At 69.0% G+C, this 15,441-nt stretch carries 15 protein-coding genes, 1 tRNA gene, 1 other RNA gene and 1 riboswitch; of the genes, 12 read left to right on the top strand and 5 right to left on the bottom strand.

The features are described from left to right. Positions 1-36 precede the first annotated feature (36 nt). A riboswitch (cobalamin riboswitch) is annotated at positions 37-301 on the bottom strand. A gap of 133 nt (positions 302-434) precedes the next feature. Continuing rightward, a complete protein-coding gene (locus U1F38_RS06470) occupies positions 435-962 on the bottom strand; it encodes a TlpA disulfide reductase family protein (protein ID WP_409986235.1) in 528 nt (175 codons plus the stop codon). A gap of 132 nt (positions 963-1,094) precedes the next feature. On the opposite strand from U1F38_RS06470, the gene moaA reads away from it, so the two are divergent. Together moaA and mobA are read left to right on the top strand one after the other, a co-directional pair. Next, on the top strand, positions 1,095-2,243 hold the full coding sequence (moaA, locus tag U1F38_RS06465) for a GTP 3',8-cyclase MoaA (protein ID WP_409986234.1): 1,149 nt from the start codon (positions 1,095-1,097) through the stop codon (positions 2,241-2,243). A gap of 3 nt (positions 2,244-2,246) precedes the next feature. Beyond that, entirely contained in the window at positions 2,247-2,930 is a 684-nt protein-coding gene (gene mobA, locus U1F38_RS06460) for a molybdenum cofactor guanylyltransferase MobA (protein WP_409986233.1), read from the top strand. Here the strand turns inward: mobA and U1F38_RS06455 are convergent. Then, positions 2,900-3,313 (bottom strand): group III truncated hemoglobin, encoded by a 414-nt coding sequence (locus U1F38_RS06455; protein WP_409986232.1) that lies wholly within the window; start codon positions 3,311-3,313, stop codon positions 2,900-2,902. The genes mobA and U1F38_RS06455 overlap by 31 nt on opposite strands. Positions 3,314-3,445: 132 nt before the next feature. Between U1F38_RS06455 and U1F38_RS06450 the strand changes: the two genes are divergently transcribed. Further along, positions 3,446-3,778, top strand: coding sequence for a thioredoxin family protein (locus U1F38_RS06450; RefSeq protein WP_409986231.1), 333 nt, complete (start codon positions 3,446-3,448; stop codon positions 3,776-3,778). Positions 3,779-3,952: 174 nt separating this feature from the next. Here the strand turns inward: U1F38_RS06450 and U1F38_RS06445 are convergent, their stop codons facing one another. Further along, the gene (locus U1F38_RS06445) at positions 3,953-5,014 is read right to left on the bottom strand and encodes a LysR family transcriptional regulator (protein ID WP_409986230.1); all 1,062 of its coding nucleotides are present in this window, start codon (positions 5,012-5,014) and stop codon (positions 3,953-3,955) included. A gap of 121 nt (positions 5,015-5,135) precedes the next feature. Here U1F38_RS06445 and U1F38_RS06440 point away from each other — a divergent pair, with 121 nt between their 5' ends. The 9 genes from U1F38_RS06440 to selB all read left to right on the top strand — a co-directional run bounded on the left by U1F38_RS06440 (position 5,136) and on the right by selB (position 12,602). Further along, on the top strand, positions 5,136-6,365 hold the full coding sequence (locus U1F38_RS06440) for an MFS transporter (RefSeq protein ID WP_409986229.1): 1,230 nt from the start codon (positions 5,136-5,138) through the stop codon (positions 6,363-6,365). Between the two features lie 126 nt (positions 6,366-6,491). Beyond that, the gene (locus tag U1F38_RS06435) at positions 6,492-7,814 is read left to right on the top strand and encodes a lipase family protein (protein WP_409986228.1); all 1,323 of its coding nucleotides are present in this window, start codon (positions 6,492-6,494) and stop codon (positions 7,812-7,814) included. Positions 7,815-7,972: 158 nt separating this feature from the next. Next, positions 7,973-8,233, top strand: coding sequence for a DUF904 domain-containing protein (locus U1F38_RS06430; protein ID WP_409986227.1), 261 nt, complete (start codon positions 7,973-7,975; stop codon positions 8,231-8,233). Then, complete coding sequence (locus U1F38_RS06425) at positions 8,230-8,565, top strand: cell division protein ZapA (RefSeq protein WP_409986226.1); 336 nt, start codon at positions 8,230-8,232, stop codon at positions 8,563-8,565. Before U1F38_RS06430 ends, U1F38_RS06425 begins: the two co-directional genes overlap by 4 nt. A gap of 24 nt (positions 8,566-8,589) precedes the next feature. Beyond that, a non-coding RNA gene (gene ssrS, locus U1F38_RS06420) (6S RNA) lies at positions 8,590-8,772 on the top strand. A gap of 166 nt (positions 8,773-8,938) precedes the next feature. Beyond that, positions 8,939-9,763 (top strand): sulfite exporter TauE/SafE family protein, encoded by an 825-nt coding sequence (locus tag U1F38_RS06415; RefSeq protein WP_409986225.1) that lies wholly within the window; start codon positions 8,939-8,941, stop codon positions 9,761-9,763. Between the two features lie 644 nt (positions 9,764-10,407). Next, positions 10,408-10,500: transfer RNA gene (locus U1F38_RS06410), tRNA-Sec, on the top strand. A 36-nt stretch (positions 10,501-10,536) separates the two neighbouring features. After that, the gene (locus U1F38_RS06405) at positions 10,537-10,806 is read left to right on the top strand and encodes a hypothetical protein (protein WP_409986224.1); all 270 of its coding nucleotides are present in this window, start codon (positions 10,537-10,539) and stop codon (positions 10,804-10,806) included. Then, a complete protein-coding gene (selB, locus tag U1F38_RS06400) occupies positions 10,803-12,602 on the top strand; it encodes a selenocysteine-specific translation elongation factor (protein WP_409986223.1) in 1,800 nt (599 codons plus the stop codon). The genes U1F38_RS06405 and selB overlap by 4 nt, the downstream gene beginning before the upstream one ends. Positions 12,603-12,628: 26 nt before the next feature. Here selB and U1F38_RS06395 read toward each other — a convergent pair whose 3' ends face one another. Next, a complete protein-coding gene (locus tag U1F38_RS06395; RefSeq protein WP_409986222.1) occupies positions 12,629-13,588 on the bottom strand; it encodes a 2Fe-2S iron-sulfur cluster-binding protein in 960 nt (319 codons plus the stop codon). Beyond that, entirely contained in the window at positions 13,585-15,441 is a 1,857-nt protein-coding gene (locus U1F38_RS06390) for an NAD(P)H-dependent oxidoreductase subunit E (RefSeq protein WP_409986221.1), read from the bottom strand. The genes U1F38_RS06395 and U1F38_RS06390 overlap by 4 nt, the downstream gene beginning before the upstream one ends.

Genomic DNA, 15,441 nt, shown 5'->3' with positions numbered 1-15,441 from the left:
ATGGCCGGGCGCCTTCCACCGCACGCGCAGCGGGCAGCGCCAAGCCGCCTTGTTGGCCGGTATCCGGGCTGACGGATGAGAAGCCGGCGCCTCGCCTTCCCGACCGCGTGTTTCAGCGCGGCCAGTGGCGTGTGAGGAGCCGGTCGGCGCCCACGGACGATCCGCAGACGCCGCATCCGCTTACCGTTGCGGGGGCAGCGCAGGTTGGGCGGCGCTCATGGCGAGGCGCGCCCTCCTGCTTCCCGTTGAACTGCGGCCGTGCGAACCACGACGCGCGAGCACCAACAGCGTCGAATTGTACCGGCGCGATCGGCGCCCCCGGACCGGCAGATCCCGAGGCGCCAAAACAACGGAGGTCTTGATGAAAAACACCCATCGGGCACATCAAATCTGCGCCAGCAGCTATCCAATCGATAGTTTGTTGAGGCAGTCCCTCACAGCCACCGCGCCAACAGCGCCACGTCTTCCGGAAACAGCTGCCCCTTTTCGGCCTGCGCCACGCGCCCATCCTTGCCGCGCACCACGGTGACGGGCAGGCCTTCGGGCTTGCGGTAGGTTTTCAGCAACTCGGGCGAGAGCCAGGCGGCCGGGAAGGTGTAGCCCTTCTTGCGCAGGTAGGCCACCGCCTCCTCGGGCTTTTTGTCGATCGACAGCGCCAGCATCTGCAGGCCGCGGCCTTGCTGCGCCTGCCAGAGCTTTTGCATCTCGGGGCTTTGCTCGGCGCAAAACGGGCACCAGCTGGCCCACCAGTACAGCACCAGCACGCGGCCCTCGGCCTGCGCCGGCTCGAATTGGCCGCCGCCCAGCAGCGGCGCCGGCGCCAGAGCCAGCGCGCTGCCCACGGCGGGCAGCGGGGGCTCCTTGGCGGGCTTGGTCTGAGCCATGGCCGACGCCGGCAGCGCCAAGCCCGCAGCGGCGGTTTGCAGCCAGCGGCGGCGGGTGGTGTTGGACGGGGAGGACATGCGGTTCATTCGCGCCTTGAATTGCAAGCAGCCATCCATCGTAGCGTGTTGGCGCATCCCGCGCGGGCGCGCCGCCAGCGCGCCAAGCCACCACCGGCAGCGCGTTTTCGGCGCTTGCGCATAATCGCTTGCATGGGGACAAACACGGTTTCGTATTCCGCCCGACGCAGAAGTCACGCTCCGGCGCCTGGCATTGCCGTCCCTGCACGGGCGCTGGCGCCGGCCGACGGCACGCTGCGCGACACGCGCGGGCGATCGCTGCACGACTTGCGCATCAGCGTCACCGACCGCTGCAACTTCCGCTGCACCTACTGCATGCCCAAGGAGGTGTTCGGCACCGGCTACCCCTTTCTGCCGCGCGCCGAAGTGCTGAGCTTTGAAGAGATCACGCGGCTGGCGCGGCTGTTCGTCCACGTCGGCGTGCGCAAGCTGCGCCTGACCGGCGGCGAGCCGCTGGTGCGCAAGAACGTCGAGGGCCTGATCGAGCAGCTGGCCGCGTTGCGCGCACCCGACGGCGAGCCGCTGGACATCACGCTGACCACCAACGGATCGCTGCTGGAGCGTAAGGCCCAGGCGCTGGCGCAAGCGGGCCTGAAGCGCGTGACGGTGAGCCTGGACAGTCTGGATGATGCCGTGTTCCAGGCCATGAACGACGTGGCGTTTCCGGTACACAAGGTGCTGGCCGGCATCGACGCCGCGCAGGCCGCGGGCCTGGGGCCGATCAAGGTCAACATGGTGGTCAAGCGCGGCACCAACGACCACGAGATCCTGCCGATGGCGCGGCATTTTCGCGGCCGCGGCATCACGCTGCGCTTCATCGAGTTCATGGACGTGGGCGCCACCAACGGCTGGCGCATGGACGAGGTGCTGCCCGGCGCCGAAGTGATCCGCCTTTTGCAAACCGAATTCCCACTGGCGCCCCTGCAGGCCAGCGCGCCGGGCGAGACCGCCGAGCGCTGGGGCTACGTCGGCTCCGATGGCCGGCACGACCCCCCGCTGGGCGAAGTCGGCGTGATCAGCAGCGTGACCCACCCGTTTTGCGGCGCCTGCAACCGCGCGCGCCTGTCAACGGACGGACGCTTGTTCCTGTGCCTGTTCGCCACCCAGGGGCACGATTTGCGCGCCCTGCTGCGCGGCGGCGCCGACGACGCGCAGATCGGCGAGGCGATCGCCGGCATCTGGCAGGGCCGCAGCGACCGCTACAGCGAGTTGCGCGCCAGCCTGCCGCCCGACACCGAAAAAGCCGCGCCGCGCGTGGAGATGAGCTACATCGGCGGGTGATCCGTGCGCCCGCTCGTGACGCCAACGCCGCCCATCACCGCCCTGATCCTGGCCGGCGGCCGCGGCGCGCGCATGGGCGGCGCCGACAAGGGCCTGCAAACCTTCCAGGGCCGGCCGCTGGTGCTGCACGCGCTGGAGCGCCTGCGCGCACAGAGCCTGCCGCCGGCGCAAATCTGCATCAGCGCCAATCGTCACCGGACTGATTACGAGGCCTTCGGCGTGCCGGTGCTGGCCGACCACTGGCCCGATTTTCCCGGTCCGCTGGCGGGGTTTTTGGCGGGGTTGGCGCACAGCAGCACGCCGCTGCTGCTCGCCGTGCCTTGCGACACGCCGCGCTTTCCGCTATCGCTTTGCGAGCGCTTGGCGCACGCGCTGCAAGCGCAAGAGGCCGATTTGGCCATGGTGGCCACGCCCGAGCGTGATGGGAAAGGCCGGCAATACCTGCAAGTCCAGCCGGTGTTCTGCCTGCTGCGCGCCAGCCTGGCGGGCAGTTTGCAGCGGTACCTGCAAACCGGCGGGCGCCGCATCCTGGACTGGAGCGCGCGGCACCGCACGGCGCTGGCAGCCTTCGACAGACCCGGCGACGATCCACAGGCCTTTGCCAACCTCAACACGCTGGACGACTTGCGCGCCGCGCACGCCGTGGCCGGCCCGCATCACGCCGAGGCCAACTCCTCCAGCAACTGATCGCGCGAGGGCAGCTGGCCAAACCAGCCCAGGTGCATCACCCGCGCAATGCCCACCGCCACGTCCTGCAGGCGGGCAGCGGCGGCCGGCTGAAGCTCCAGCGCCGTGTCGCGCTGCCACAGAGCCAGCCAGCGCTGCACGTGCGCCGGCGTGATGCCGGCCAGCGCCATGTGCTTGTGGTGCACGTCGCCGCGAAAGCTGCGCTCCAGCTTGAGCGTGGTGCACCAGAAGTCCGTCATGCGCGTCAGGTGCGCCGGCCAGCGGTCGTGCAGCAGCGGCTCGAACACGGGGGCCAGCAGCTCATCGGCGCGCACGTCGACGTAAAAGCGCGCCACCAGCCGCGCGATGGCCGCGCGGTCGGGCAACTGGGACAGATCATCCATGGCTCTCATCGGGTTCAACCATAGCGCCTTGGCACCACGGCGCTGGCGCAGCCCCGCTTGCCCGCGCCCCGGGTGGGGATACCATCGCCGGCATGGCGGCCGAAGGCGTCGCCCCACACCGTGCGCCAAACCATGCCCTACACCGCCACCTTCGTCCCCGAAACCTTCACCCGCGCCGACGTGGACGCCACGCCCGGCCCGCTGGTGCTGGAGTTTGGCGCCAACTGGTGCGGCTGGTGCCAGGGCGCGCAGCCGCGCATCGCCTCGGCCTTTGCGCAGGCGGGCAGCCAGGTGCCGCACGTCAAGGTCGAGGACGGCCCGGGGCGGCCGCTGGGGCGCAGCTTTCGCGTCAAGCTGTGGCCGACGCTGGTGTTCCTGCAGGACGGCCGTGAGGTAGCCCGCGTGGTGCGGCCGCAAGCGGCCACCGAGGTGGAGCAGGCGCTGCGGCAGATCGCGGCGGGCTGAATCCCTTCAAAACAGCCGAACGCAGAGGTCGCAAAGAGAGCGCAAAGGACGCAGAAAAGTCCAAACGATTGATTGTGGGTCCGTGAAGTTTGAACCGTTCGCCCCGGGCGTGTCGAAGTGCCGAAGCAATAAGCCTCGCATCAGTCAAAGCACCCGTACAACGGGCGCGAATCGCTATCTTTTTGAAAGCATTTGAGTGGATGTTTTTTGGGTCCTCTGCGAATCCTTTGCGCCCTCTGCGTTCGGCTGTTTGGAATCGTCAACGCCCCGCTCCCACGGCGGCACCGGCTCGAAGCGCGCGTGCAGCGCATCCAGCAGCACCCGCACCTTGGGGCTGCGCACGCGGCTGGGGGTGTAGCAGGCGTAGATGGCGTTGCCGTGCGGGGTGATGGCCTGCACCTGCGGCAACACCCGCTGCAGACGGCCGGCGACCACGTGCGGCGCGGCCAGATAGGCCGGCAGGATGGTCAGGCCCAGGCCGGCCAGCGCGGCATCCAGCAGCGCGTCGGTGCTGTTCAGGCGCAAGCGGCTGGTGGTGGGCAGGCGGTGCTCGGTGCCGCCCGCATCTTGCAGGCGCCAGTGGTCGTCATCGGTCAGGAGGTAGCTCAGGGTCTGGTGGCGCGCCAGATCGGGCACGCTGGCGGGCACGCCGTGCGCGGCCAGGTAGTCGGGCGCGGCAAACACGCCACGCTCGATAGGGGCGATGCGCCGCGCCACCGCATCCTGCGGCGGATTGCGCGTCATGCGCAGGGCCAGATCGATCTGGTCTTGCACCAGGTCCACCAGCTGATCGGTCAGGATCAGCTCGCACACCAGTTGCGGGTGCGCCGCCAGCAGCGCCGGCAGCAGCGGGGCGACGTAAATCCGTCCGAAGGTGATGGTGGCGCTGATGCGCAGCACGCCGCGCGGGCTGCCCTCCTGCTGACCCAGGGCGGTCTGCGTGGCGGCCACGCTGTCCAGCGCCTGGCGCGCGTGCTGCAAGAACACCTCGCCGGCCGGCGTGGGCCGCAGGCGGCGGGTGGAACGCTCCAGCAGGCGCGCACCCAACTGCGCCTCCAGCTCGGCCATCTGCCGGCTGACCTGCGCGCGCGTACAGTCCAGCGCGCGCGCGGCCGCCGCCATGCTGCCCAGCTCCACCGTCTTGATGAAGGCGTGCCAGGACGGCAGCCAGAACGCCTCGGGCGGCGTGGCGCCGGCGGCTCGAAGCGATGAGGAAGCGGTGCTGCGCAGGTTCATTGTCAACAAATCATTGACGCATTGCGCCCGATTATGGGCTTATTCGATCGCCGATCGAACCCTATGATTGGGCCAACCGATGCTCTCGTGTCGAGTCGCGGCTCAAACTTCAAAACCTTCCATGCTCTCCAAACTGAAAGAACCCGGCGCCCTGGCCATCACCCTGGCCGCGGCCGGCATCCTGATGGTGACCATGGGCGCGCGCCAGTCGCTGGGCCTGTTCCTGGGGCCGATCAACACCTCCACCGGCCTGGGCATCGTCACCATCAGCTTTGCCTTCGCCATTGCCCAGTTCAGTTGGGGGGCGATCCAGCCGCTGGCCGGCGCCGCCGCCGACCGCTGGGGCGCGCGCCCGGTGCTGCTGACCGGCATCGTGGTGATGGCGCTGGGCATGGCGCTGACGCCGCTGTGGGGCTCCAGCTGGGGCCTGATCTTCACGCAAGGCCTGCTGGTGGCCATGGGCGCGGGCGCGGGCAGCTTCTCGGTGCTGATCGGTGCGGCGGCGCAGCGCATGTCGGACGAGGCGCGCGGCACGGCCGCGGGGGTGATCAATGCCGGCAGCTCGCTGGGGCAGTTCGTGTTCGCGCCGGTGACGCAAAAGCTGATCCAGTTGCTGGGCTGGATGGGCGCGCTGTACAGCCTGGCGGTGCTGGTGCTGGCCGCGCTGCCGCTGGTGGGCAAGCTGACGCGCGGCGGCCACGGACACGCCCACCCGGCGCACGCGGTGGCGCCGGCCGGCGGCCTGCGCCAGGCGCTGCGCCAGGCGCTGGGCGACCGCAGCTACTGGCTGCTGCACGCGGGCTTTTTCACCTGCGGCTTTCACATCGCGCTTCTGGTCACGCACCTGCCCACCGAAGTGGACCTGTGCGGCCTGGCGCCCACGGTGGCCAGCACGGCGCTGGCGCTGATCGGGCTGTCCAACATCGTCGGCAGCCTGTGGGTGGGCCATCTGGTGGGCGTATACCGAAGCAAGATGATCTTGGCGCTGATGTACGCCAGCCGCGCGGCGCTGATCGGCTGGTATCTGCTGATGCCCAGCGAGCCCTGGGTGTTCTATGTCTTTGCCATCGGCCTGGGCCTGACCTGGCTGGCCACCGTGCCGCCCACGGCGGGCATCATCGGCAAGCTGTTCGGCGTGCGCTACCTGGGCACGTTGTTTGGCCTGACCTTGCTCAGCCACCAGATCGGCGGCTTTCTGGGCGCCTGGCTGGGCGGGCTGGCCGTCACCCGCTTTGGCAACTACGGCTGGATGTGGGGCGCCGACATCGCGCTGGCGCTGATGGCCGCGGTCATCAACCTGCCGATCCGCGAGGCGCGCATGCCGCGCGCAGCCGCCGCCGCAGCAGCCTGATGGGCCGGGGCCTGGCAGGCGTCGCCCCCGGGACGCGAACCGCGCGTATTCCCCAATGGATGCACGGCCTTCGCGTGCGCACGATGGCGAGCTGTTTGCCTGGCTTCAACAACGAGAGGGTTCATCATGAAATTGCTTCAACTGTCTGCCATGGCCGCGGCCGCGGCGCTGTTGGTCGCCTGCGGCGGCTCCGACGACGATTCGGGGCCCAAGCGGGGCGATTTGATCGACCCGGCCCGCGTGGTCGGCGAGCTGACGCCCGCCCAGATCGACGCGGCCACGGCATCCAGCGGCCTACAGGCGCTGACCGGCACGGCCAAGTGCGGCGTGAAAATCCTGCTGCTGAACTACGTCACCGTGGGCGCCAAGGGCGAAAAAGGGGCCAACGCATCGGGCGCGCTGCTGGTGCCCACCGGCCCGCTGGGCTCGGACTGCGCCACCAAGCCCACGCCGCTGGTGGCCTATTCGCGCGGCACCGACCTGTCCAAGACGCGTACCATGGCCAACCCCCAAGACGGCGAGACACTGATGTTGGCGGCCTTCTACGCCGCGCAGGGCTATTCGGTGGTGGCCACCGACTACCTGGGCTACGCACAGTCCACCTACCCCTTTCACCCCTATCTGCACGCCGACTCCGAGGCCACATCCGTCATCGATTCGGTGCGCGCCGCGCGCATTGCGGTCAAGCCGGTGGATGTGACGCTGTCGGGCAAGGTCATGTTCAGCGGCTACTCGCAGGGCGGGCACGCATCCATGGCCTCGCAGCGCGCCGCCGAAAGCAATTACGGCAGCGAGTTCAACGTGGTGGCCAGCGCCCACCTGGCGGGCCCCTACAACCTGGCCGGATCGATGAAGGTGCCCGACGCCATTGCAGGCTACCAGTTCTTCGTGCCCTTCATCATCACCGCCTGGCAAAAGGTCTACGGCAATGTCTACGCCAAGCCGCAGGACGCGTTCAAGGCGCCCTACTCCGACTGGATCGAGAACCTGCTGCCCAGCCCCACGCTGACCACCACCACCCTGATCAGTACCGGCAAGCTGCCCGGAGGCACGCCCAACCAGGCGCGCGACGCGCTGATGCAGCCGGCCTTTTTGCAAAGCATGATGACCGACGACAAGGCCGGCATCAGCGTGGACGCGCAGGCCAACACCTTGTTCAACTGGAAGCCCAAGGCCCCCACCCTGCTGTGCGGCGGTGCGGGCGACCCGACCGTGGTCTATGCCGTGCATCAGACACCGATGTTCAACAACTTCGTGAACAACGGCCTGAAGAACGTCGGCTCGGTCGACGTCGACGCGCAGGTCCAGAAGGCCTTTGGTCCCGGCGGCGTGGCACCCACCGACCCGAACTCGGCCGCGTTCGCCACCTACTACGCCAACTACCACGGCACCTACGAGCCGCCGTTCTGCATGGCGGCGGCGCGTCAGTTCTTCGACCAGGTGCGCTGACCAAGGCGGCAAGCCACCCCCAGCCGGCTCGCGGGCCGGCTTTTTTTGCGTGCCGCGGCGCAGGCCGATGACCCGGGCGCTGGCGGCGAGCGCACCGGAATGGCGCCGCACCAGGCCGGTACAATCGAGCGCCTCCTTGTCTGCCCCGCCGGCGCCCCATGACCTCTGTGCCCCTGATCGACCAGATTGCCGAGCGCGTCGAGCGCCTGCTTGTGCGTCACGACGAACTGCGCCGCACCAACGAATTGCTGGCCCAGCAGGTGCAAGCCCTCACGCAGGAACGCGACAGCCTGCGCTCGCGTCTGCTGGCCGCGCGCGCGCGCGTGGACGCGCTGATCGACAAGCTGCCCGCCTCCCAGCCCGCCTCCCAGCCCGCCTCCCAGCCCGCCTCCCTGGCTCCAACGGATGACAAGCCATGAAGCAGCTCGAAGTTCAGATCATGGGCCAAGGCTACCTGCTGGGCTGCCCCGAAGGCGGCGAGGCGCGCCTGCATGCGGCGGTGCAGCGCGTGGACGCCGCCATGTGCAAGATTCGCGACGCCGGCAAGATTCGCGCGCGCGACCGCATCGCCGTGCTGGCCGCGCTGAATCTGGCCTTCGAATTGAATGAGCCCGCGCCCACGCCAGCGCCCCCTGCATCGGTGCCCGCCCCCGGCCCCGCGCCGGCCGGCGCGCCCGGCGACCAGGCCGCGCTGGCCGGGCTGCTGCAGCAGCTCGATCGGGCGCTGTCCGACGACGGCCAGCTTTTGTAGAAGGCCGCAAAGCCTTAGAATCGCCCTTGTCTGCGGTGCGCGTCGGGCTTTATATTTCCTTGAACCAATGCTCATATGAGCCCGGGCTTGGAACATCGTCTGGTCGGCGTGATCATCTCGCGTCAGATGAACCCAAGACCAGTCTGACCTCGCCCACCTGAACCCCCGCGTTCAGGATGACGGTCCGGCGGCATTCGCAGACACCTTATTCGGCGTTCCCCCCTGAGGCGCTGGCGCGCCATCCCCCCTTTCGACAAGGGGGGACAACGCCAGTGGCCGGCGCAGGTCCGGCCACGGCGTCCGCTGGCAGGGCCTGCTGCGCGGCCGCTTGTTCCTTGAATGACTTGACCGCCTTGAAGCGGCGAAGCCTCTGATGCCGATCGAACCCTTGCTGATCCTCGAACTGGCCGCGCTCGGCCTCACGACCGGCTTTCTGGCGGGCCTGCTGGGCATCGGCGGCGGCATGATCATGGTGCCCTTCATCTCGGCGATGCTGGGCGCGCGCGGCGTGGCGCCGGGCCTGGCCGTGAAGATGGCGATCGCCACCTCGATGGCCACCATCATCTTCACCTCGATCAGCAGCGTGCGCGCGCACCACAAGAAGGGCGCCGTACGCTGGGACATCGTGCGCGGACTGGCGCCCGGCATCGTGGGTGGCGCCATGGTGGCCAGCCTGGGCGTGTTCTCGCTGCTCAAGGGTGCGCTGCTGTACTTCATCTTTGCCAGCTTCGTCAGCTTTTCGGCCGTGCAGATGTTCCTGAACAAGAAGCCGGCCGCCACGCGCCAGTTGCCTGGCATGCCCGGGTTGCTGGGCACGGGCGGGGTCATCGGCTTCCTGTCGGGTTTGGTGGGTGCAGGCGGCGGCTTTGTCAGCGTTCCGTTCATGACCTGGTGCAACGTGGCCATTCACAACGCCGTGGCCACCAGCGCGGCGCTGGGCTTTCCGATCGCACTGGCCAACGTGGCGGGCTACATCGCGGCCGGCCAGGGCCTGCACTATCTGCCGCCCCACTCGATCGGCTACCTGTGGCTGCCGGCGCTCATCGTGATCGCCTGCTGCAGCGTGCTGATGGCGCCGCTGGGCGCGCGCGCCGCGCATGCGCTGCCGGTCGGCAAGCTCAAGCGCGCCTTTGCCGTGGTGCTGATCGCGCTGGCGCTGTACATGTTCTACAAGGGCATCAACGCGCTGGGCGCTTGAGTGCAGCCTGCCGTTTTGAAGTCAACCAACGGCTGCAGCGATTTCAGACACATCGAAAACAGCCATCGATTCAAAAGCGGCCCAAGACCCGTCGCGACGCCATGATTGCCGATGCATCGCCTCGCATTGGCATGCCTGCCTTGCAATGATTCGCACCCGACATGAACCGGTGCCGACGCATGCCAGTTGTCCATGGCGCTGCGCGCCGCGCGCAGCCGATGAAACGCAAAGAGCCCAATGGCCGCGGAACAAGCCAAGCCAGCGATCGCCGTGGCCGGGGTCTCCCCGGTCACGGGCGATGTCCCCTGCAAGAGGGTGGGCGCGACATCGCGCTGCGAGTGAAGACTGGGATGTTTGATCTCAGAGGTTGAGAGTTTTTTGGACGTGCCCGAGGAGCGCGTCAAAACGCGGCCAATCGAGGCTGAGTGCCGCGGCTCCAATGGCGCCTGCGCGCCATTGGACGGCACGAAGAGGGTCAGCCTGTGGCTGACCCGCGCCCTGCAAGGGCAAAGCGCAGTCGTAGCTGGGGCTACGGCGAGCATTTGCAACGAAGAGTGGGCGTGTTTTGGCGTGATCAGCGGGCGTGGGCAAAAGACTCTCAAGCTCTCAGCCCCCGATTGGGGGTGCTAGTATCCGCGCCGCAGGGAGGTGTCTGGGTTCCTGGTGGTCCCCCCGGTCTTCAAAATCGGAGAGGCCGAGCATCTCGGCCTGGCGGGTTCGATTCCCGTCCGCCTCCGCCGACTGCCACCATGCCGGCACCACCGAAGTGCGAAATGACCCGCAAGCCCCACCGCGACGATGTGCACCGGATGATTGCGCGCACCGACCTGCTGCTCGCCCTGCCAGCGGTCGCTGCGGTCCATGCGCGTCCCGGCGATGCGGCTGCGCGCGCGCTCGTGCAAGCTGTCCGGCGGCGAGCCCGCGCCGGCGAGTCGGCCCCAGGGCGGGTGCAATCCGCCCTGATGGCCGCCGTATCGAGCCGATCACCCTCCCCGCTGCGGCCGGTGGCCGACGCAAGCAACGGGCCGCGCGACACATCATGACGACGCACGTCGTCGCAACGGCTGGTCACGTGGACCATGGCAAAAGCACGCTGATCCGCGCGCTCACCGGCATGGAGCCGGATCGCTGGGCTGAAGAGCGCCGGCGCGGCCTCACCATCGATCTCGGCTTTGCATGGACGACATTGCCCTCGGGCCGCGAAGTCGCCTTTGTCGATGTCCCCGGCCACGAGCGCTTCATCGGCAATGCGCTGGCCGGGCTGGCAACGGCGCCGGTGGTGTGCTTTGTGGTGGCGGCGGACGAAGGCTGGTCGGCGCAGTCCAGCGAGCACCGCGATGCGATTGCGGCGTTCGGCGTCCGCCACGGGCTGATCGTGGTGACCAAGGTCGACCGCGCGCCCGAGCGGGTGGCGCAGGCGATGGCGCGCGCTCGAAGCGAGTTTGCGGACACGGGTCTGCGGGACGCGCCCGCAGTCGCCGTGTCGGCCGCGCACGGCAACGGACTGGACGAACTCAAACAGGCGCTCGATCAGGTCCTGGCCGTAACCCCGGCGCCGGACGCCCGCGACCGGCTGCGGCTGTGGATCGACCGCTCGTTCAGCATCTCCGGCGCGGGCACCGTGGTCACCGGAACGCTGGCGGCGGGCACGCTGACCCAGGGCGATGTGCTCGAGGTGGTCGGCCATGGACGCGATCGACGCCAGGTCGCAGTGCGCGGGCTGGAGTCGCGCGACGCCCCCGCAGACAGCCTGAAAGCCGTGAACCGGGTCGCGGTCAACCTGCGCGGCGTGCCCGCAGCGGACGTTCGTCGCGGCCAGGCGCTGGTGGCGCCCGATGCATGGCCCATGACCGCCACCGTCGACGCGCGCTGCTGCGGTGGCGCCGCGCTGGGCGATGTGCCCGCGCAACTTGTCGTGCATGTGGGCACGGCCGCCGTGCCGGCTCGGCTGCGCTGCTTTGACGCCGAGCATGCCCGCATCACCCTGGCCTGGCCGCTGCCGCTGATCGTGGGCGACCGGCTGCTGCTGCGCGATCCGGGCCGGCGCCTGGTGGTGGGCGGCGTCCATGTGCTGGACGCCGAGCCGCCCCCGCTCAAACGCCGCGGCGACGGCAACCGGCGCGCGCGGGCCCTGGCCGCGATGCCGCTCGAAGGCGACGTGCTCGTCAAGGTGGCAGAGCGCGGCGCGGTGGCGGTGGAAGATCTGCGCCGAATCGGCCTGTTGGGCCCGGACGCGACACCGCCACCCCAGATCCGCGAGCTGGGCCGCTGGTGGGTGCACCAGCCCAGCTACGACGATTGGGCGCGCCAGCTGCGGGTTCTGGTCGAACGCGACGACCAGCGCGATGCGCTCACGCCGGGCGTCTCCGAAGGTGCGGCACGCGACGCCCTCCCCGCACCGGCGGGGCCCTTCATCAATCGGCTGGCCACGGATGCCAGGCTCGAGCTGCACAACGGCCACATTCGGCTGCCGCGCGTTCGCGCCGACCTTGGCCATGCCGAGGCCGCTGTGGCCAGGCTGGAGGCGCGGCTGGCCGCCAACCCCTTCGGTGCGCCAAAGGCCGACGAGCTGGCAGCGCTCGCCCTGGGCGCGCGTGAACTGGCCGCCGCCGAGCGCGCGCGGCGCGTGCTGCGCCTGCCCGGTGGCGTGGTGCTGCTGCCATCCGCGCCCGCGCTGGCGCTGCGGGCCTTGGCACAACTGCCGCAGCCCTTTACCACCAGCCAGGCACGGCAGGCCTTGGACACTTCCCGGCGGGTGGCGATCCCGCTGCTGGAGCACCTGGATCGATGCGGCTTGACCCGACGGGTCGATCAAGATCACCGCCAGGTGCTGCGCTGAAGGCAGGCCGCCCGAGCACTCGCCGGCTATTCGCTCTCGCCCTTCTTGCGGCTCTGAACGTGCTGAAAACCGAACCGGCCCTTGATGCACAGGTTGCCGTGGCTGACCGGGTGGTCGTGGGGTGAGGTCACCTTGACGATCTGGTTGTCCTGCACGTGCAGGTTCAGGTTGCAGCCGACCCCGCAATAGGTGCACACGGTGGTGGTCTCGGTTTGTCTTGACTCGTCCCAGGTGCCCGCGGCGCGCATGTCGTATTCGGACTTGAACGACAGCGCCCCCGTGGGGCAAACCTCGACGCAGTTGCCGCAATAGACACAGGCCGAATCGGGCAGATCGACGGCGTATTCGGTGGAGATCTGCGAGTCGAACCCGCGACCCGCGATCTGGATCGCGAAGCTGTTTTGCCACTGGGTGCCGCAGGCGTCCACGCACTTGTAGCAAAGGATGCACTTGCTGTATTCGCGCACGTACAGGTCGTTGTCCACCTTGTCGGGCTGGCTCATCGTGGCGGCGACGCTGCCATCGCCCGCGTGGTGCTCGCCGGGCTCATGGATGTCGCGCCGCAGGCTCTCGCCGGCCTTTTCGCCGAACCGGTCTGGGCAGGCGTCGTAACGCGCCATCCACTCGGGGATGCGCGGCGTGGTGGACAGATCGACCGAGGAGCCCAACATCTCGAGCACCAGGCGGCGGCTGTGGCGCACGCGTTCGGTGTCGGTCATGACCACCATGTCGGGCTGGACCTTGCGCGAGCACGAAGGCACCAGCACGCGCGCGCCTTTCAGCTCGACCATGCAGACGCGGCACGCGTTCTTGGGCGTGAGCGTGTCGCCGTAGCAAAGCGTCGGCGTGTCCTTGCCGGCTGCCTTGCAGGCGTCCAGGATGGTGCTGCCCTGCGGCACGCTCACCGCCTCGCCATCCACCGTGATGGTGACCGGCTGCGCGGGTGGGTTCGCTTCGGGCGGATAGCGTGGATCGCGCGCGTTCATGGGCTCTCCTTGAGCACGCCGAGGCGGTCGATGGCCGACTCGATGGCGTTCCACGCGGCCTGGCCGAGGCCGCAGATCGAGGCGTCCTTCATCGCCTGGCCGACATCGCGCAGCACCACGATGTCGCGCTCCTTGGCAGCTGCGTCGCGGCGCTTGTGAATGATGCGCAGCAGCGCCTCTTCCTGCCGCACCGTGCCCACGCGGCAGGGCACGCACTGGCCGCAGGATTCGTCGCGGAAGAAGCGCGCGATGCGCAGCAGAATGGCCGGCAGATCGACGGTGTCGTCGAAAGCCAGCACCACGCCCGAGCCCAGCGTGGTGTTGTTGGCGCGGGCGCCCTCGAAGGTGAGCGGAATCTGGAGTTCGTCCGGGCGCACGAATCCGCCGGCGGCGCCGCCCAGCAACACCGCCTGCAGGGTGCGGCCCGGCGGAACGCCGCCAGCCAGATCGAGAAGCTCGCCCAGGGTCGCGCCGAACGGCACCTCGTAGACGCCGGGGCGTACCAGGTTGCCCGATACGCAGAACAGCTTGGGGCCGGTGGAGCCCTCGGTGCCGATCCTGGCGTACTGCGCGCCGCCGATGCGCATGATCAGCGGCACGTTGCACAGGGTCTCGACGTTGTTGACCACCGTCGGCTTGCCGAACAGGCCGTGCTCGAACGGGAACGGCGGCTTGGAGCGCGGCTCGCCGCGGTAGCCCTCGATCGAGTTGAAGATGGCGGTCTCCTCCCCGCAGATGTAGGCACCGGCGCCGCGCCGGATCTCCAGCTCGAAGCTCCACCCGCTGCCGAGGATATTGGCACCCAGAAGTCCGCGCTCTTGGGCCGCTTGGATGGCGTTGCGAAGGAGGCGGTAGGCGCCGGGATACTCGCCACGCAGGTAGATGTAGCCGCGCTCGGCGCCGATGGCGTAGCCGGCGATGGTCATCGACTCGATCAACGAGAACGGGTCGCCTTCGAGGATGATGAGATCCTTGAACGTGCCGGGCTCGCTCTCGTCGGCGTTGCAGACGATGTAGCGCGGCGTGGCCGGCTGCCTGGCGGTGCTTTCCCACTTGACGCCGGTCGGGAACGCGGCGCCCCCGCGCCCCATCAGCCGCGAGTCCTTGATCTCGCCGATGATCCACTCGGGCCCCTGCTCGAACGCCCGGCGCAGTCCGACGTAACCATCGGCGGCGAGGTAGTCGTCGATGCTCTGCGGGTCGACGCGGCCAATGCGCTTGAGCAGCATCAGACCCTCGTCACCGGCCTGTGGCACCGCCGTGACCGGTGGCGCCTCGGCCGCGAGTGTCCCCGGGCCGACCGCCAGTGCGCGGACGATCTCGTCGACGGTGGCAAAGCCGATCAGGTGCTCGTGGGGTGTTTCGCCGGCTTCCACCGCCAGCGCGGCCGGGGCACGCTCGCACAAACCGAGGCAGGGACTGTGCTTCCAGCCGGAGTCGGCCGCGGCCGGCCCCAGCCGCGCCTCCAGCCCGGCACAGACATCGTCCGATCCGCGCGCCTTGCAGGCGATGTCGGTGCAGACGTGGACGATGCGCCTGGGCCGGGGGTTGGTGGAGAACAGCGCATAAAACGTTGCCACGCTGTAGACATCGGCGGCCGCGACGCTGAGCCGCTTGCCGATGTAGTTCAGCGCGCCGGGGCTGATCCAGCCCACGCGGTCGTTGACCGCGTGCAGCGCCTCCAGCACCAGGTGCCGCCGCGCGCGCGCCGCGTGGCCGCCGTGCGAGCGGCGGTGGTCCTTTTCATCGCGTTCACCGCCGTGCCAGCCACCCTCGTCGGGCACGCCCAACCGCCGATCAATGGCCTCGCGTTCCTCCGCGAATGGCTCGGCGTTGGAAAACTTCAGGTCCAC

It is taken from the genome of Ottowia sp., assembly GCF_046348305.1.
Lineage (GTDB): Bacteria > Pseudomonadota > Gammaproteobacteria > Burkholderiales > Burkholderiaceae_C > Ottowia.
The sequence above is the reverse complement of the archived record's forward strand: the minus strand, read 5'-3'. Positions and strand labels throughout refer to the sequence as shown.